The sequence below is a fragment of the Microtetraspora sp. NBRC 13810 genome, assembly GCF_030268685.1.
Classification (GTDB): domain Bacteria; phylum Actinomycetota; class Actinomycetes; order Streptosporangiales; family Streptosporangiaceae; genus BSRQ01.
In genome coordinates this window covers 97,458-112,821 of sequence record NZ_BSRQ01000004.1, presented here as the reverse complement: position 1 = coordinate 112,821, position 15,364 = coordinate 97,458, and the positions used below count along the sequence as shown (strand labels likewise).

Sequence of the window (15,364 nt, the reverse complement as noted above, 5' to 3'; positions counted from 1 at the left end):
CGAATCCATTTACCAATATGCGGGCGTCGAATATTAATGCCTTGACTCCCACTGACGGCACACGTAACTTTGAATTACTCACCTCTTGCCATCGGGGGCTTTTTTCGGCACTTTCAAGAAAGTGATCGGAAGCGGTTCCATATGTCGAAGCGCGGCTTTGCCGTGCCCGTGACAAGGCGCCGGAGAAAGGGGGGAGCGGATGTCGATCCGTGGAAAGGGTCCACATGCTTCTCAGCCACGCGGGAACACGCGGCGAAACGCTGGTCGAGCGGTTCGACCGGGTCGCCGCCGCGTCCGGCGACCGGGTCGCGGTCGAATGCGGAGACGCCCGGCTGAGCTACGCCGGACTGCGCGACGCGTCACTCAGGCTGGCCGCCTACCTGCGGACCGGCCACGGCGTGCGGCGCGGAGACCTGGTCGCCGTCTGTCTGGAACCCTCGCTGGACACCGTCGTCACGATCCTCGCCATCCTGCGGTGCGGCGCCGCCTACGTCCCGCTCGACGTCGAGAACCCGGTCGCGCGCAACCGGCTGATCCTCGGCGACTGCGCCCCCAGGGCCGTCGTCGGAGACCTGGACCCGCCCGCGATACCCGTCGCCGCTCTCCGCCGGGCCGCTCACGACATCAGGGCCCCCGCGCGGCCGGCCGGGCCGGCGACCTCCGCCGACGACGTCTGCCACGTCATCTACACCTCCGGGACCACCGGCACGCCGAAGGGCGTCCCCATCACCCACCGCAACGTGCGCGCGCTGTTCGACGCGACCGCCGACCTGTTCGGGTTCGGCGCGCGGGACGTGTGGCTGCTCTACCACTCGGTCGCCTTCGACTTCTCGGTGTGGGAGCTGTGGGGGCCGCTGCTCACCGGCGGCAGGCTGGTCGTGGCCGGCCGGTGGGACAGGCTGACCCCCGAGACGTGCGCCGGGCTGGTGCTGGAGCGGGGGGTGACCGTGCTCAACCAGACCCCGACCGCGTTCGGCGTGCTGGCCCGGGAGATCTCCGCGCGGGTCCCCGACCCGGCCGCCGTGCCGCTGCGCCACATCGTCTTCGGCGGCGAACCGCTCGGCGCCGCCACCCTGGCCCCCTGGGTGGAGCGGTTCGGCTTCGACCGGCCCGCGCTGGTCAACATGTACGGCCTGACCGAGGCGACCGTGCACGCCACCTACCACCGCCTCGGCCCGGCGGACCTGGCGGGCGAGTGGTCGAGCATCGGCGCACCGCTGCCGGGCTTCACGGCCCGGGTGGTCGACGAGCACGGCAGGCCCGCCAGGCGCGGCGAGCTCCTCCTCGCCGGACCGCAGGTCGCCGCCGGATACCTGCACCGCCCCCAGCTCACCGCCGACCGCTTCGGCGCGCTCGACGGAGTCCCCTGCTACCGCACCGGAGACCTGGTCGAATGGCACGGCCCGGCCCTGACCCACCTCGGGCGGGCCGACCAGCAGGTCAAGATCCGCGGCCACCGGGTCGAGCTCGGCGAGGTCGCCGCCGCCGCGTCCACCGTACCCGGCGTCGGCCAGGTCTGCGTCGTGCCGATCCGGCGCGACGGCGAACCGGCGCTCGCCTGCGCCTACACCAGCGAAACCGGAAAACCGATATCGCCGCGAGCCTTCCGTGAATCGCTCCGCACGCGAATTCCCCCTTACATGCTCCCCGGCCGGTTCCGCCTTTACGACCGGCTCCCCACCACCGTCAACGGAAAGATCGACCCCGAGAGGATCAGAAAAGACATGGAGCCGAACAGTTGACCCCGGACCACGCCGCGCCGGCGGTGGACGACATCGAGCGGGAATTCGTTTCCTGGGTCCGGGACGCGGTCGAGGACGCCGACGTCTCGGGCGCCGACAACTTCCTCGACGCCGGGGGGAACTCGATGACGGCCATGCGCCTGCGGGCCATGCTCATCGCCAAGCACGGCGTCGCCCTCGATCTCGCCGAACTGTTCCGCAGGCCGATGCGGGAGGCACTGGCCGGCGCGGCCCGACGCCTCCCGGACCACACCGGCGCAACCCCTGACCACGGAAGGACCAGCAGATGACCGACTACCGGCTGTCCGCCGCCGAGCTTGAGCGGTTCGAGCGGAACGGCTACATCGGGCCGTTCACGATCTACTCGCCGCGGGAGATGGACGAGCTGTGGGGGAAGGCCCGCATCGAACTGCTCGACCGGACCCACGCCGCCTACCCGATCGACGTGCTCGACGAGGTGGCGGGCGTGACCAACATCGCCAACTACGACCGGCACCTCGACGTCGACTTCCTCACCGACCACGTCTGCGACCCCAGGATCGTGGACCGGGTCGCCTCGATCCTGGGCGACGACGTGCTGTGCTGGCGGACCGAGTTCTTCCCCAAGCACGCCGGTGACGAGGGCACCGACTGGCACCAGGCCGACACGTTCGCCAACGCCAGCGGGACCCCGCAGATCCTGTGGCCGGCGGGCGACCCGAGCCTCGTCCGCGGCGGCACGGTGACCGTGTGGACGGCCTTCACCGACGCCACCCTGCGCACCGGCTGCCTCCAGTTCATCCCCGGCACCCACCGGGAGATGAACTACGACGAGAGCAAGCCCATGACGTTCAAACCCGACAAGATCAACGCCGTCGAGAAGGACGGCGTCCGGCGCGGCTTCTACGGCTACGACTACCGTGAGCTGCAGATCGACCCGGACTTCGTGCCCGACGAGAGCAAGGCCGTGCCGATGGTGCTGGAGCGCGGCCAGTGCATCATCTTCCTGTCCACCCTGATGCACGCCTCACTGCCGCACACCGGGAGCAAGAAGGAGATGCGGCTGGGGTTCGCGGCACGCTACGTCCCGACCCGGGTCCGGGTGTACCCCGGCAGCGACGCCATCGAGGAGTACGGCGGCCGGATCTCGCTGGACCGGTTCGGTTCGGTGCTGGTCAGCGGGCACAACGCCTACGACTTCAACAAGATCGCCGAAACCAACCTCAAAGGCCATCCGTTCGCCACCAGGACCCCGTGACCGGTCCCGCGTGCCAGCTCGATGAACGAATCCGACAGCCGGCCCGACGAGGATTTCGCGCGGGCGCACGGCTTCGACGGCGACCACGTCGCCGGGCTCGACCCGCTGCGGATGGACGGCCTCCTCCCCGCGCTGCGCACGATGAACGCCGCGGCGGACCTGCGCGGGCTGACCGGCATGCTGCACGCGCGGGTCCTGGCCCTCCCGGAGCCCGCGGCGTTCTCCGTGGCCGAGTGCCTGGCGGCGATGCGCGACCTCGGCCTGCTCGCCGGTTCGGTCAAACGGCACGGCGCCGAACCCGTGGACGCGGTGCCCGGCCTGGAGGCGGTGCTCCTGGAGCTCGGCCGCAGGACCAGGATGGTGCCCAGGGACACGGTGCACCACTACGTCCGGTGGAACCCGGCGGGCGCCCGCGCGCGGATGTACACCGGCGACCGGATGGAGACCATGCTCATCTCCTCGGTGCGGATCAGCCTGCCCCGGCTGAGCGCGGCGGTGCGGGTGTGCCGCCGGCTGGCGGCGCTGGAGCCGCACGATCTCCGCTTCGTGGTGGCGGCGAACGAACTCGTGAGCCTGCTCGGCTCGCTGGAGGACTCCCTCGACACCGTGATCGCCACCGTGAGCCCGGAGTTCTTCGCCCGCACGCTGCGCCCCTACTTCGAGGACATGCGCGTCGGCGGAGCCCGCTACCTGGGCCCCGCCGCCGCGCACGTGCCGCTCGGGCTGGTCGACCTGGTGCTGTGGGCCGGCGACCACGCCGACGCCGGCTACGAGGAACTGTGGCGGGAGTCGGCCAGGTACGGGCTGCCGGGCTGGCGGGCCCTCAGCGAGGAGTGGGCGGCCGGCCCTTCGCTGGTGACCCGGCTCGGGTCCGCCCTGGCGGCCGGCGAGACGTCGCCGAACATCCGGGCGGGCGCCGAGGCGCTGTCCCGCGCGCTGCACTCCCTGGTGGCCTTCCGCGGCAAGCACCTCACGATCGCCAGGAAAGCCTACGCGGAGGAGATCCGGCTGTACCCCCTGGGCAGCGGAGGCGGCAGCGTCGCCCTCCTCGACCAGGTGATGCGCCTCACCAGGGCCAACGCCGGCCTGGTCAGAAGGTCGTTCAAGACCGGCCGCCGTCCCCTCACGCCCGGCGACGACGCCACCGGGGAGGTGAGGGCATGCCGCGGATCCTGATCGCGGGCGCCGGAATCGGCGGGCTGACCACCGCGCTGAGCCTGCACGCGCACGGGATCGGAAACGTCCGCGTCGTGGAGGCGGCACCGGCCATCCGTACCGCCGGCGTGGGCCTGAACCTGCTGCCCAACGCGGTGCGCGAACTCGCCGCCCTGGACCTGTCCGAAACCCTCGCCGCCCAGGGGGTCTCGGCGCGGCGGCTGGCGTTCTACAACCGGCACGGGCAGCTGATCTGGCAGGAACCCCGCGGCCTGGCGGCCGGCCACCGCTGGCCGCAGCTGTCGGTGCACCGCGCGGACCTGCTGGCGACCCTGGCCGCGGCGGTCCGCAACCGGCTCGGCGCCGCGGCCCTCCGCACCGGCGCCCGGCTGACCGGCTGCGCGCCCACGGCGGGCGGCCGGGTGCGGGCCGAACTCGCCCACCCGGCCGGCCCGCCCACCGTGACCGAGGCGGACATCCTGATCGGCGCGGACGGCATCCGCTCCACGGTACGGGCGGCGCTGTACCCCGGGGAGGGGCCGCCGCCGGGCAACGGCATGGTGATGTGGCGCGGGACCACCTGGGGCGAGCCGTTCCTGACCGGCGACACGATGATCGTCACCGGTGACGACGTGCGGCGTGTCGTGCTGTATCCGATCCGGCGGGATCCGTCGTCCGGCCGGGTCCAGATCAACTGGGTGGCGGCCAGGCCGGCGCGATCCCCCGGCCGCGACGACTGGAACCGCGGGGTGCCCGGGTCGGCGGTCCTGGCGCACTTCGGGGACTGGCGGTTCGACTGGCTCGACATCCCGGCCGTCCTCGCCGCCGCCACCGAGGTGTACGAGTACCCGATGGTGGACCGCGACCCGCTGCCCCGCTGGACGTTCGGCCGGATGACCCTGCTCGGCGACGCCGCCCACGCGATGTACCCCATGGGCTCCAACGGCGCGACCCAGGCGATCGTCGACGCGGCCGTGCTGGCCCGTGCCGTCGCGACCCACGGCGACGCCGCAGCCGCCCTCGCCGCCTACGAGAACGCCCGCCGCCCGCCGATGACACGGCTGCAGGCGAGCAACCGGCGGATGGGCCCGGAGATCGTGATCAGCATGGCCCACCGGCGTGCCCCGGACGGCTTCGCCGACGTCCACGACGTGATCCCCGCCGCGGAACTCGCCGCGATCTCCGCCCGGTACGCCGCGGCCGGCGGATTCGACGTCGACACGGTCAACAACCGGAAGGATCCGCCATGACGCCCAGACCCGAGCCGATCGCGGTGGTCGGCATGGCCTGCCGCTTCCCGGGCGCGAACGGCGTCGACGCGTTGTGGGAGGTGCTGCGCGACGGGATCGACGCCACCGGGGACACGCCGCCGCTGCGCTACTCCACCGACGCCCTCTACTCCGCCGTGCCCGCGCCCGGCAAGGTGATCAGCCGCAGGTCGGGATACCTCGACGGCGCCGACCGGTTCGACGCCGGGTTCTTCGGCATGGCGGCGGAGGAGGCCGCGGCCCTGGACCCGCAGCAGCGGCTGCTGATGACCACGGCCTGGGAGGCGCTGGAGGACGCGGGGATACCCGCCGACCGGCTAGGCGGCAGCCGTACCGGGGTCTACGTCGGCGCGGTGCACCTGGACTACTGGGACCTGCTGGCCAGGCGCGGCCTGGAGTCGATCACCGGTTCGGCCGTCTACAACAACCGCAGCGTGCTCTCCGGGCGCCTGTCCTACCTCTTCGACCTGCGCGGCCCGAGCATCTCGCTGGACACCGCGTGCTCGTCGTCGCTGGTCGCGGTGCACCTGGCCTGTCAGAGCCTGCGCACGGGGGAGACCACCCTGGCCCTGGCGGCGGGGGTCAACCTCAAACTCATCCCCGACCAGGACGTCATGCTGTCGCAGATCCCGATCCTCGCCCCGGACGGGCGGTGCAAGTTCGGCGACGCCTTCGCCGACGGGTTCGCCCCCTCCGACGGCGTCGGCGTCGTGGTGCTCAAACCGCTGGCCCGTGCCGCCGCCGACGGCGACCGGATCCGCGCCGTCGTCCTGGGCGGCGCCGTGACCAACGACGGCGCCAGCAGCGGCTCCCTGCTGGCCCCCTCGGTCGAAGGGCACGCCCAGATGCTGCGCTGGGCGTACGAGAACGCGGGCGTGCCACCGGCCGATGTCGACTTCGTCGAGGCACACGGCACCGGGACGCCGATGATCGACCCGGTGGAGTTCGCCGCGCTCGGCGACGTGCTCGGCGCGGGGCGTCCCGCGGGCCGGCCGTGCTTCGTCGGGTCGATCAAGACCAACATCGGCCACACGGAAGGAGCCGCCGGGGTCGCCGCGCTGATCAAGACCGTTCTGTGCCTCGAACACCGCCAGGTGGTGCCGAGCCTGCACTTCCGCACGCCCAACCCGGCGATCGCCTGGGACCGGCTGCCCCTCGTCGTGCCGACGAGGGCGGAGCCGCTGCCGGACACCGGACGCCCGGCCGTCGCGGGCGTGAGCGGGCAGGGCATCTCCGCGGTCAACACCCACCTGGTGATCGGGGAGGCGCGCAGACCGCCCCCACCGCCCCCCTCCGAAGCGCGGGCACGGCTGCTCGTCCTGTCCGCCCGCTCCCCGCAGGCGCTGGACGACCTCGCCCGCGCCTACCTCCGCCACCTCCGACCGGGCGGCGCCGGGCACGGGCACGACCTGCGCGACGTGTGCCACAGCGCGGCCACCCGCCGCCAGCACCACCCCCACCGTCTCGCCGTCCCCGCCGACTCCCGCGACACGGCGCTCCGCGCACTGGCCGGCCATCTGGACGGCGTCCCCCGGGCCGAGCCGACCGGCCTCGCCCGCCGCTACCTGGCCGGGGAACCGGTGCCCTGGCACAGCCTCACCGAACCGGACGCCCGCTACGTCCCGCTACCCACCTATCCCTGGCAGACCCAGAGCTACTGGCTGGAAACGGACCCTCGTGACCACTGACTTCAATCCCCTCGACCATCCCGAGGCCGACCATTCCGCAGCCGGCGGGCCCGCAGTCGGCGGGCCCGAGGCCGAGCGCCGTGAGGCCGGTGGGCCGGTGAGCCGGGTACGGCTGGCCGACGGCCGGACGGCCTGGCTGCTCACCGGCCACGCCGACGTGGTGCGGGTCCTCAACGATCCGCGTTTCAGCCGCGCGGCCGCCGTGCTGCCCGCTCCCCGGGCGACGCCGGACGTGGCGATCCGGTCCTCGCCGGACGCGCTGATCAACATGGACCCGCCCCGGCACACCGCCGTCCGCCGGCTCATCACCGCGGGACTGCCCCGCCGGGTGCGGGCGATCAGGCCCCGCCTCGCGCGCACCGCCACCCGGCTGCTGGCCGGCATCGCCGCGGACGGCCCGCCCGCCGACTTCGTCGCCCGGTACGCCCTGCCGCTGCCGACGATCGCCATCTGCGACCTGCTCGGCGTCCCGGAGGAGGACCACCACCTGTTCCACGCCTGGGCGAGGGTGCGTTACCTGGACGCCGAGCACACTGCGGAGCAGGCCACCGAGGCGTTCGACCGGCTCAGGGACCACCTGTCCGCGATCATCGCCCGGCGGCGGGCCGAACCCGCCGAGGACCTGGTCAGCGACATCGTCCGGGCCTCCGAGCAGCCGTCGGAGGGCGAACTGCTCACCAACCTGCTGGCGTTCGTCATCGCCGGGCACAACAACTCCGCCACACTGCTCGCCACCGGCCTGCTCACGCTGTGCCGCCACCCGGCCCAGCTCGGGCTCCTGCGACGGCGGCCGGAGCTGCTGCCCGGCGCGGTGGAGGAGACGCTGCGGCACACCCGCTTCTAGGAGTCCGGCTTCCCCCGGGTCGCCGTCGAGGACGTGCTGGTGAACGGCACGCTCATCCGCGCGGGGGAGACCGTCGTCGCGCACACGGACATCGCCGACCGGGACCCGGGCGTCCATCCCCGCCCCGGCGTCTTCGACATCGCCCGGCACGACCCGGCGCCCGCCCTCGTCTTCGGTCTCGGCGCGCACGCCTGCCCGGGAGAGGCGCTGGCCCGTGCGCAGTTCGAGGTCACGCTCGGCCGGCTCGCCACCGGGTTCCCCGGGCTGCGGACGGCGGTGGCCGACGCCGGACTCGACTGGAAACCCGCCGCCCCGTTACACGCGCTGCGCACCCTCCCCCTCACCTGGACCGCCGACCCCGGCGAGGGATGAGGGGAGGGGGCCGTATCGCCGCATCACCACGCGCTTCGTGGCGACGTCGCCCGCGGCGCGACTCGCGCCCGATCGCCCGAGCGTGACCCCGCCGGATCCTCCGCAAGCGCGACCGGCGCGCGATTCGCCCGGAGCGCGGCCCGTGCCGGTTCAGTCGCGCCAGGCGCCTCGGGCGGCGGCGTCGGCGGCGTAGGACTCGAAGCTCTTCGCCGGGCGTCCGGTGATGTGTGGCACGGTGTCGGTGGGCTCGGCGTCGCCGAGGGCGCGCAGGGCGGCCCACGCGGCCGCCTGGGCTTCGGCCTGGGCCGGGGGAGCGCCGGCGGCGGCCTGCTCGGCCAGGTAGTCCGCGGGCTCGCCGTGGAAGCGGATCTTGCGGCCGGTGGCCCGGCCGATGATGTCGAGGGCCTCGGCGAACGGCAGCGCCCGCGGGCCGGTCACCTCGTAGGTGCGGCCCGCGTGGCCGTCCTGGGTCAGGGCCGCGGCGGCGACGGCGGCGATGTCGCCGGCGTCGACGAACACCTGGTGCTGCTCGCCCAGGGGCAGGCTGAGCTCGCCCGCCATGATCGGCGCGCGGAAGAAGCCCTCGTCGAAGTTCTGGTCGAACCAGTCGGGGCGGACGACGGTCCACTCGGCGCCGGACTCGCGGACGGTGCGCTCGGCGGCCAGCAGCCGCTCGTCGCCCATGACCTCGATCGCCCGGCTGGACAGCAGGACCACGCGCCGCACGCCCTGGCCGGTGGCCTCGGCGACGAACGCCGGGTCGACGGGCACCCCGTCGGGAGCCATGAGATACAGCCGTGTGGCGCCGGCGAGGGCGGGTTTCCAGGTGGCCGGGTCGGCCCAGTCGAAGCGCACCTCACCGGAGCGGGAGGCGGCGCGCACCGGATGCCCCGCCTCGCGCAGGATGGCCGTCAGCCGCCGCCCGGTCGAACCGGTCGCCCCCAGGATCAGAGTCGTTTGAACGTCCATGTCCGCAGTCAAGCATCCGCCACCGACAACTCTACTTTGTAAAGACGCCGGGGCCGGTCAGATCCACCGGTTGCGCTTGAACACCACGTAGATGACGACGGAAAGAGCCAGCATCAGCAGCAGCACCCCCGGGTACCCGTACCTCAGGTGGAGTTCGGGCATGCTCGCGAAGTTCATCCCGTAGATGCCGGTGATCACGGTCGGTACGGCGAGCACGGCGGCCCAGGCGGAGATGCGCCGCATGTCGTCGTTCTGCCGGGTGCTGACCCTGGCCAGGTGGGCGTTGGCCACCGAGTTGAGCAGCTCGTCCATGCCGTTGATCATGCCGTCGACGCGGCGGATGCGGTGGGCGGCGTCGCGCAGGTAGTGGCGGACCTGTCCGGGCAGGTCTTCGCCGAGCAGGTCCTCGGTGATGGGCACGAGCGGTTCCACGGCGTCGTTGAGCTCCAGCACGGCGCGTTTGAGGACGTAGATGTCCTGGCTGAGGTCGCTGCGGCCGGGCGCGAACACCTGCTCCTCCAGGTCGCGCAGCTCCTGGCGGAGCTCTTCCGCGATCTGCTCGTAGGCGTCCACCACGCTGGAGATGACGACGTAGACGACTCCGGAGGTGCCCTGCCGTACCAGCTCGGGATGTCGGGTCAGGCGGTCCCGGGCGGTGGCCAGGGTGGCGGTGTCGTCGGTCACGGTGACCACGACCTTCCGCCCGGCGAGCACCCGGACGGCGGCGGCGCAGACGTCGGAGCCCTCGCGGTGCACGCTTCTGAGCACCAGGTAGAGCTGCTCGCCGGCGCGCTCACGGCGGGGCCGGGAGGAGCCGTCCACGGACTCGCGGACGGTCAGCGGATGCAGGCCCAGCGCGTCGGTGAGGGCGTGCAGGGCGTCCTTGTCGCCCGCGGGCGTCTCGATCCAGGCGAATTCGTGCTCGGTGAGCCGGCCGGCCCGCTCCACGATGCCGTCCATGTCCGCGGAGAACGGCTGGACCCGGCCGTCGAGGCTGTAGATCAGGCACTCCATGAGGCCATCCTGCTCCACCGGCCGGGCGGACCGCTCACCGAGGCGTCACGCGGCGTAGGGATCGATATGCCTGGCCTCGCGAAGGGCCCGGGCCCACCAGGAGAGCCGGTCGAGCAGGATGGTGGCGGCGTTGTCGCACTCCTCGGCGTGCACGGGGGTGCCGTCCACGCCGAAGTGGCCGTGCGCGTTGTGGAAGCTGACGGTGTCGCGGATCGTGACGGCGTGCAGTTCGGCGAAGACGGGGCGGAGGTGTTCGACGGCGCGCAGGCCGCCGCTGACGCCGCCGTAGGAGACGAAGGCGACCGGTTTGGCGTGCCACTGGTGGTTGTGCCAGTCGATCAGGTTCTTCAGCGGGGCGGGGAAGCTGTGGTTGTACTCGGGGGTCACGACGACGAAGGCGTCGGCGGCGGCGAGCCGCGGGGTGAGGGAGGCGAGCGTGCGGGCCGCCTGTGCGGGCGGCGTGGATCCGAAGCCCGGCAGCACCAGGGGCAGCGGGTGGTCGGCCAGGTCGATGAGGTCGACGTTCAGATCGCCGTGCCGTCGGGCGCGGTCGGCGAACCAGTGGGCGACCGTGGGGCCGAAGCGGCCCTCCCGGACGCTGCCGAGGATGACGGCGAGCTGGAGCGGCTTGTCGGGCATGGCGGTCCTTCGCTGGGGTCCGGTGGTTGCGGTGGCGGCGCTTCGCCGTACGATCATCGTGGTGTCTGAACCATGGTTCAGGTCAAGGGGATCGGTCCGTGTGAGGGGTGGGTTCTGTCGGTGCGGGCTGTCAGCATGGGCTGGTGGCTTCATGGCAGGAGTTCGAGCGGGCGGTGCCGGAGTTCGCCGCGCGGGCGCGGGCGCTGCTCGACGCGCACCGGCACAAGACGATGGCGACGTTGCGGAAGGACGGTTCGCCCCGGATCAGCGGCACGGAGCTGGACTTCCGGCAGGGGGAGGTCTGGCTGGGGTCGATGGCGGGCGCGGTGAAGGCGCTGGATCTGCGGCGCGATCCCCGGGTGGCGGTGCACAGCGCTTCGCCCGATCCCGGGCCCGATGGCGCGTGGGCGGGGGACGCGAAGTTCTCCGGCCTGGCGGTGGAGATCACCGACAAGGAGGCGCTGGCGGAGTTCGCGTTGCCGGGGAAGGGGTCGCACCTGTTCCGGATCGATGTGGCGGAGGTGGTGCTGACCAGCGTCGACCCCGCCGGGGAACTGCTGGAGATCGAGATATGGCAGGAGGGTCGAGGGCTGCGGAAGGCCGTCCGCCAGTAGAACTTACTTTGTAAAGCCGGTCGGCTGGTCGACCAAGATCACACCCTGACCACAAGCAACACCCACACCTGGACACCGGCCTGCGTCTCCGCCGCGGGCCACGGCCGGCGCGGTGGCTAGCGTCGCCGCAGGGCTGGGCCCGGCAGGGAGTAGGTCTCACCGCGGGCGAGGGGATGGACCCGGTCGGCCAGGCCGGCGCGCTCGGCCTCGCGCAGGAAGTCCGCCAACGGCGAGGTGAACACCGTGTAGTCGTCGTGGTGCACCGGCAGCACGTGCCGCGGTCCCATGCCGGCCAGCCAGCGGGCCCCCTGGCTGCCGTCCATGGTCACCAGCAGCAGGCCAAGGAGTTTGGTGCCGCCGAGATGCACGATGCCGAGGTCGATGTCGGGGAAGCGGCGCGGTATCTCGGCCAGGACCGGGTCCATCAGCGTGTCGCCGCTGATGTACAGCCGCAGGTCGGTGGCGCCGTCGGCGGCGCCGAACTCGAGCATGCCGCCCATCACCGGCGGCAGCAGGGCTCGGGCCGGCCCGGGGGCGTGCCGGCCGGGCAGGGAGGTGATCCGCAGCACGCGGTCCTCCTTCCGCAGCAGCCGGTCCTCCCAGGTGTTCAGCCCGTCCGCGTGCGCGAAACCCTGGTGGCGCAGCCGGCGCGCGGCCTGGGGGGTGGTCAGAACCGGTACCCCTCTGTCCAGGCCCCGCCGGGCCACGCGGTCCCAGTGGTCGCCGTGGAGATGCGACAGCACCATCGCGTCCAGCGGCGGCAGCCCGTCGACGCCGATGGCGGGATCGGTCAGCCGCCGGGAGCTGAGGCCGTACCCGAGGTAGGCCCGCTGGCCGCGGTGCAGAAAGTTGGGATCGGTCAGCAGGGTGAAGCCGCCGTAGCGGATCAGCGTCGTGGCGTTGCCGATGAAGAGCACCCCCGACTCGGCCGGGTGGAACATCGCGACCTCCCTGGGGCCGACGGACCGTTCCCTGTGGCCGCTGCCCCGGGGACCGGGAAGCAATCCACTTCTCCTGGGCGGGCGGCCGGTGGCGTGGACGATCCCGGGCGCCTGCCGTGGCCGGTGCCGCGGCAAAGGGTCCGGGTCGCTCGCCCCGCTGATCGGCCGCCGCCGGTATGGCGCGGCGTCGGGGGTCAGGGGGTGGCCGGAGGCGGTGGTCCGGTGGAGGGCAGGGGGGTGGGTGGGCGCAGGGCGGTGGCGGCGGCGGCCATGTAGAGGGCGAGGGCGGCGGGGATGGCGAGCGCGGCGGTGAGTCCGGTGAGTTCGGCGGTGGCGCCGATGATGACGGGGCCGAGGACGAGGCCGGTGTAGCCGAGGGCGGCGACCTGGGCGATGGAGGTGCCGGCGCGGGCGGGGTCGCGGTTGCCCGCGGCGGAGAAGACCTGGGGGACGATCGTGGACAGGCCGAGGCCGAACAGGGTGATGCCGGCCATGGTGACGGCGATGTGGCCGGAGAGCAGGCCGGTGCCCAGGCCCGTGGCGGCGATGAGCCCGGACCAGCGGACGAGGCGGACGGCGCCGAGGCGGGTGGCGAGGGTGTCGCCGGCGAGGCGGCCGGCGGTCATGGCGGCGGAGAAGAGGGCGAAGCCGGTGGCGGCGAGGGCGGGTGAGGCGCCGAGATCGTCGTGGAGGTGGACGGCGGTCCAGTCGTAGGCGGCTCCTTCGCCGACGAGTCCGGCGAAGGCGACGGTGCCGATGAGGAGGATGGCGCCGTTCCAACGGCGGTGGCCGCGGGGTCGCCGGTCGTGGCCGTCGTGGTGGCCGTCGTGGTGGTCGGGACGCGCGTGGTGGTGGGGATGCGCGGGGTGGTGGGGGTGCGTGGGGTGGTGGGGGTGGCGGCGGGTGGGGAGGAGGTGGCGACCGGCGGGGAAGGCGAGTGCGGCCAGGGGCAGGCAGGTGGCGGCGAATGCGGTGCCGGGGGTGAGGCCGAGCCAGGCGGTGAGGCCGCCGAGGGCGCCGCCGGCGAGGCCGCCGATGCTGTACATGGCGTGGAAGGAGGACATGAGGGGGCGGTGGTGGGCGCGTTCGACTTCGACGCCGTGGGTGTTCATGGCGACGTCGAGGCAGGCGTTGGCGATGCCGTAGAGGTAGAGGGCGGCGATGAGGGTGGGGAGGGTGGGGGCGTAGCCCGCGGGGATGAGGGCGAGGCTGACGCCGGCGGCGGCGGGGACCGTGACGCGGGCGCTGCCGTGGCGGTCGGTGACGCGTCCGGCGAAGCGCATGCCGGTGACGAGGCCGGCGGCCAGGGCGAGGAGGGCGTAGCCGAGTTCGCCGTCGGTGAGGTCGAGGGTGTTCTTGATGGCGGGGATGCGGGCCGCCCACAGGCCGGAGAGGAGTCCGAGGAGGGTGAAGTAGAAGGAGACGGCGTGACGGGCTCGCATGGGGCTGGTCGCGGGCACGGTCCCCCGTTCGCTGGTGGTGAGTTGGTGGGTGGACGGGTGGTCAGTGGGCGGAGAAGCCGCCGTCGACGCAGATGGTCTGGCCGGTGAGGAAGGCGGCGCCGGGGCCGGCGAGGAAGACGGCGATGCCGGCGTAGTCGGCGGGCAGGCCGTTGCGGCCGATCATGTGGCGGGCGGCGAGGGCTTCGGTGCGGCCGGGGACGGCTTGGGCGGTCTCGGTGAGGGGGGTGAGGACGAAGCCGGGGATGACGGTGTTGCTGGTGACGCCGTGCCGGGCCCAGGCTTCCGCCTGGGATCGGGTGAGGCCGGTGAGCCCGGCTTTGGCGACGCCGTACGCGCCGCTGTCGCCGAAGGCGCGGATGGACTGTTGTGAGCCGATGTTGATGATGCGGCCGTGGCCGCGGGCGGCCATGCGGGGGCCGAAGTGCTGGCCGAGGAGGTAGGGGGCGGTGAGGTTGACGGCGATGGTCTGGGTGTAGTCGTCGTCGGTGAGTTCGGCCATGGGGCGGCGGATGTTGTTGGCGGCGTCGTTGACGAGGATGTCGATGTCGCCGAAGAAGCCGGTGGCCTTGTGGCAGAGGTGGTCGACGGCGGTGCGGTCGGCGAGGTCGGTGGGGATGGCGGCGGCGTGGACGCCGTGTTCTTCGAGTGCGTGGACGGCGTCGTCGAGGGGGCGGGGGCGGCGGGCGGCGAGGACGATGTTGGCGCCGGCGCGGCCGAGGGCTTCGGCGATGGCGTATCCGATGCCGGAGCTGCCTCCGGTGACGAGGGCGGTACGGCCGTGGAGGGAGAAGAGGTCGTGGAGGTAACCGGACATGTCGGTGAACCTATCATCCTACCTTTTGGGCTGGATGGCTTCCTCGGCATGGAGTTCACCGGCGACTTCGCAGATTCTCCGGGTGACGTGTTCGAGCTGGCGCAGGGTGTCGAGGTCGAGGTGTTCCAGGAGGCGGCGCCAGCCGGTGAGGCCGGCGTCGGCCATCTCGCGGGTGAGCTCGACGCCTTCGGGGGTGAGTTCGACGCGGCGGATGCGGCGGTCGTGCGGGTCTTCCCTGCGGGTGACCAGGCCGTGGCCGACGAGGCGGTCGACGATGCCGGTGACGGTGGCCAGGCCGACGCCGAGGTTGTGGGCGAGGTCCTGGCCGGAGGCGGAGCCGAGTGAGGAGAGGATGACCACGACCTTGAGCTGCCGCATGGTCAGGTTGGAGGCGAGCAGCGGGAGGGAGCGGTCGCGGGCGAAGGCCCGGCCGAGGTCGCGCTGCATGTCGCCGATGCGGTGGATCAGCTCGTCGCGTTCGTCGCTCACGTTCACCTCTTGCTTTCCTGAGAAGGTTATCAGGATTGCACAACGCGGCTAAATATTCGTAACGTGCGAAGTGTTAGTCTGGGGCGGAATTTTACGTATTGAATGTTCCTTGATG

The 15,364-nt window shown here is 72.6% G+C and carries 15 protein-coding genes and 1 pseudogene; 9 read left to right on the top strand and 7 right to left on the bottom strand.

Features of this window, described 5'->3' with window-relative positions:
• Positions 1-224 precede the first annotated feature (224 nt).
• From QSK26_RS10155 to QSK26_RS10120, 8 genes and pseudogenes are all read left to right on the top strand, one after another.
• Positions 225-1,742 carry an amino acid adenylation domain-containing protein gene (locus QSK26_RS10155; protein WP_285774787.1) on the top strand — a complete coding sequence of 506 codons (1,518 nt, stop codon included), beginning with the start codon at positions 225-227 and terminating at the stop codon, positions 1,740-1,742.
• Positions 1,739-2,032 (top strand): acyl carrier protein, encoded by a 294-nt coding sequence (locus QSK26_RS10150; RefSeq protein WP_285774786.1) that lies wholly within the window; start codon positions 1,739-1,741, stop codon positions 2,030-2,032. The genes QSK26_RS10155 and QSK26_RS10150 overlap by 4 nt, the downstream gene beginning before the upstream one ends.
• On the top strand, positions 2,029-2,979 hold the full coding sequence (locus tag QSK26_RS10145; protein ID WP_285774785.1) for a chlorinating enzyme: 951 nt from the start codon (positions 2,029-2,031) through the stop codon (positions 2,977-2,979). The genes QSK26_RS10150 and QSK26_RS10145 overlap by 4 nt, the downstream gene beginning before the upstream one ends.
• A gap of 21 nt (positions 2,980-3,000) precedes the next feature.
• A complete protein-coding gene (locus tag QSK26_RS10140; protein WP_285774784.1) occupies positions 3,001-4,155 on the top strand; it encodes a monodechloroaminopyrrolnitrin synthase PrnB family protein in 1,155 nt (384 codons plus the stop codon).
• Positions 4,140-5,384 (top strand): FAD-dependent monooxygenase, encoded by a 1,245-nt coding sequence (locus QSK26_RS10135; RefSeq protein ID WP_285774783.1) that lies wholly within the window; start codon positions 4,140-4,142, stop codon positions 5,382-5,384. The genes QSK26_RS10140 and QSK26_RS10135 overlap by 16 nt, the downstream gene beginning before the upstream one ends.
• Entirely contained in the window at positions 5,381-7,090 is a 1,710-nt protein-coding gene (locus QSK26_RS10130) for a type I polyketide synthase (RefSeq protein WP_285774782.1), read from the top strand. The genes QSK26_RS10135 and QSK26_RS10130 overlap by 4 nt, the downstream gene beginning before the upstream one ends.
• Positions 7,080-7,934, top strand: coding sequence for a cytochrome P450 family protein (locus tag QSK26_RS10125; protein ID WP_285774781.1), 855 nt, complete (start codon positions 7,080-7,082; stop codon positions 7,932-7,934). The genes QSK26_RS10130 and QSK26_RS10125 overlap by 11 nt, the downstream gene beginning before the upstream one ends.
• Before the next feature lie 21 nt (positions 7,935-7,955).
• A pseudogene (locus QSK26_RS10120) lies at positions 7,956-8,306 on the top strand (cytochrome P450); the annotation flags it as partial.
• A gap of 150 nt (positions 8,307-8,456) precedes the next feature.
• Here the strand turns inward: QSK26_RS10120 and QSK26_RS10115 are convergent.
• Genes QSK26_RS10115 through QSK26_RS10105 form a run of 3 tightly spaced genes read right to left on the bottom strand, consistent with a single transcriptional unit; the run spans position 8,457 to position 10,928 of the window.
• Complete coding sequence (locus QSK26_RS10115) at positions 8,457-9,275, bottom strand: SDR family oxidoreductase (protein WP_285774780.1); 819 nt, start codon at positions 9,273-9,275, stop codon at positions 8,457-8,459.
• Between the two features lie 57 nt (positions 9,276-9,332).
• The gene (locus tag QSK26_RS10110; RefSeq protein WP_285774779.1) at positions 9,333-10,289 is read right to left on the bottom strand and encodes a magnesium and cobalt transport protein CorA; all 957 of its coding nucleotides are present in this window, start codon (positions 10,287-10,289) and stop codon (positions 9,333-9,335) included.
• A 45-nt stretch (positions 10,290-10,334) separates the two neighbouring features.
• Positions 10,335-10,928, bottom strand: coding sequence for an NADPH-dependent FMN reductase (locus QSK26_RS10105; RefSeq protein ID WP_285774778.1), 594 nt, complete (start codon positions 10,926-10,928; stop codon positions 10,335-10,337).
• A 143-nt stretch (positions 10,929-11,071) separates the two neighbouring features.
• Here QSK26_RS10105 and QSK26_RS10100 point away from each other — a divergent pair, with 143 nt between their 5' ends.
• Positions 11,072-11,542 (top strand): pyridoxamine 5'-phosphate oxidase family protein, encoded by a 471-nt coding sequence (locus tag QSK26_RS10100; protein ID WP_285774777.1) that lies wholly within the window; start codon positions 11,072-11,074, stop codon positions 11,540-11,542.
• 116 nt (positions 11,543-11,658) lie between these two features.
• Here QSK26_RS10100 and QSK26_RS10095 read toward each other — a convergent pair whose 3' ends face one another.
• The 4 genes from QSK26_RS10095 to QSK26_RS10080 all read right to left on the bottom strand — a co-directional run bounded on the left by QSK26_RS10095 (position 11,659) and on the right by QSK26_RS10080 (position 15,249).
• Positions 11,659-12,483, bottom strand: coding sequence for an MBL fold metallo-hydrolase (locus tag QSK26_RS10095; protein WP_285774776.1), 825 nt, complete (start codon positions 12,481-12,483; stop codon positions 11,659-11,661).
• Between the two features lie 194 nt (positions 12,484-12,677).
• Positions 12,678-13,925 (bottom strand): MFS transporter, encoded by a 1,248-nt coding sequence (locus tag QSK26_RS10090; protein ID WP_285774775.1) that lies wholly within the window; start codon positions 13,923-13,925, stop codon positions 12,678-12,680.
• 61 nt (positions 13,926-13,986) lie between these two features.
• Entirely contained in the window at positions 13,987-14,760 is a 774-nt protein-coding gene (locus tag QSK26_RS10085; protein ID WP_285774774.1) for an SDR family NAD(P)-dependent oxidoreductase, read from the bottom strand.
• 18 nt (positions 14,761-14,778) lie between these two features.
• Positions 14,779-15,249, bottom strand: coding sequence for a MarR family winged helix-turn-helix transcriptional regulator (locus tag QSK26_RS10080; RefSeq protein ID WP_285774773.1), 471 nt, complete (start codon positions 15,247-15,249; stop codon positions 14,779-14,781).
• Between the last annotated feature and the right edge of the window lie 115 nt (positions 15,250-15,364).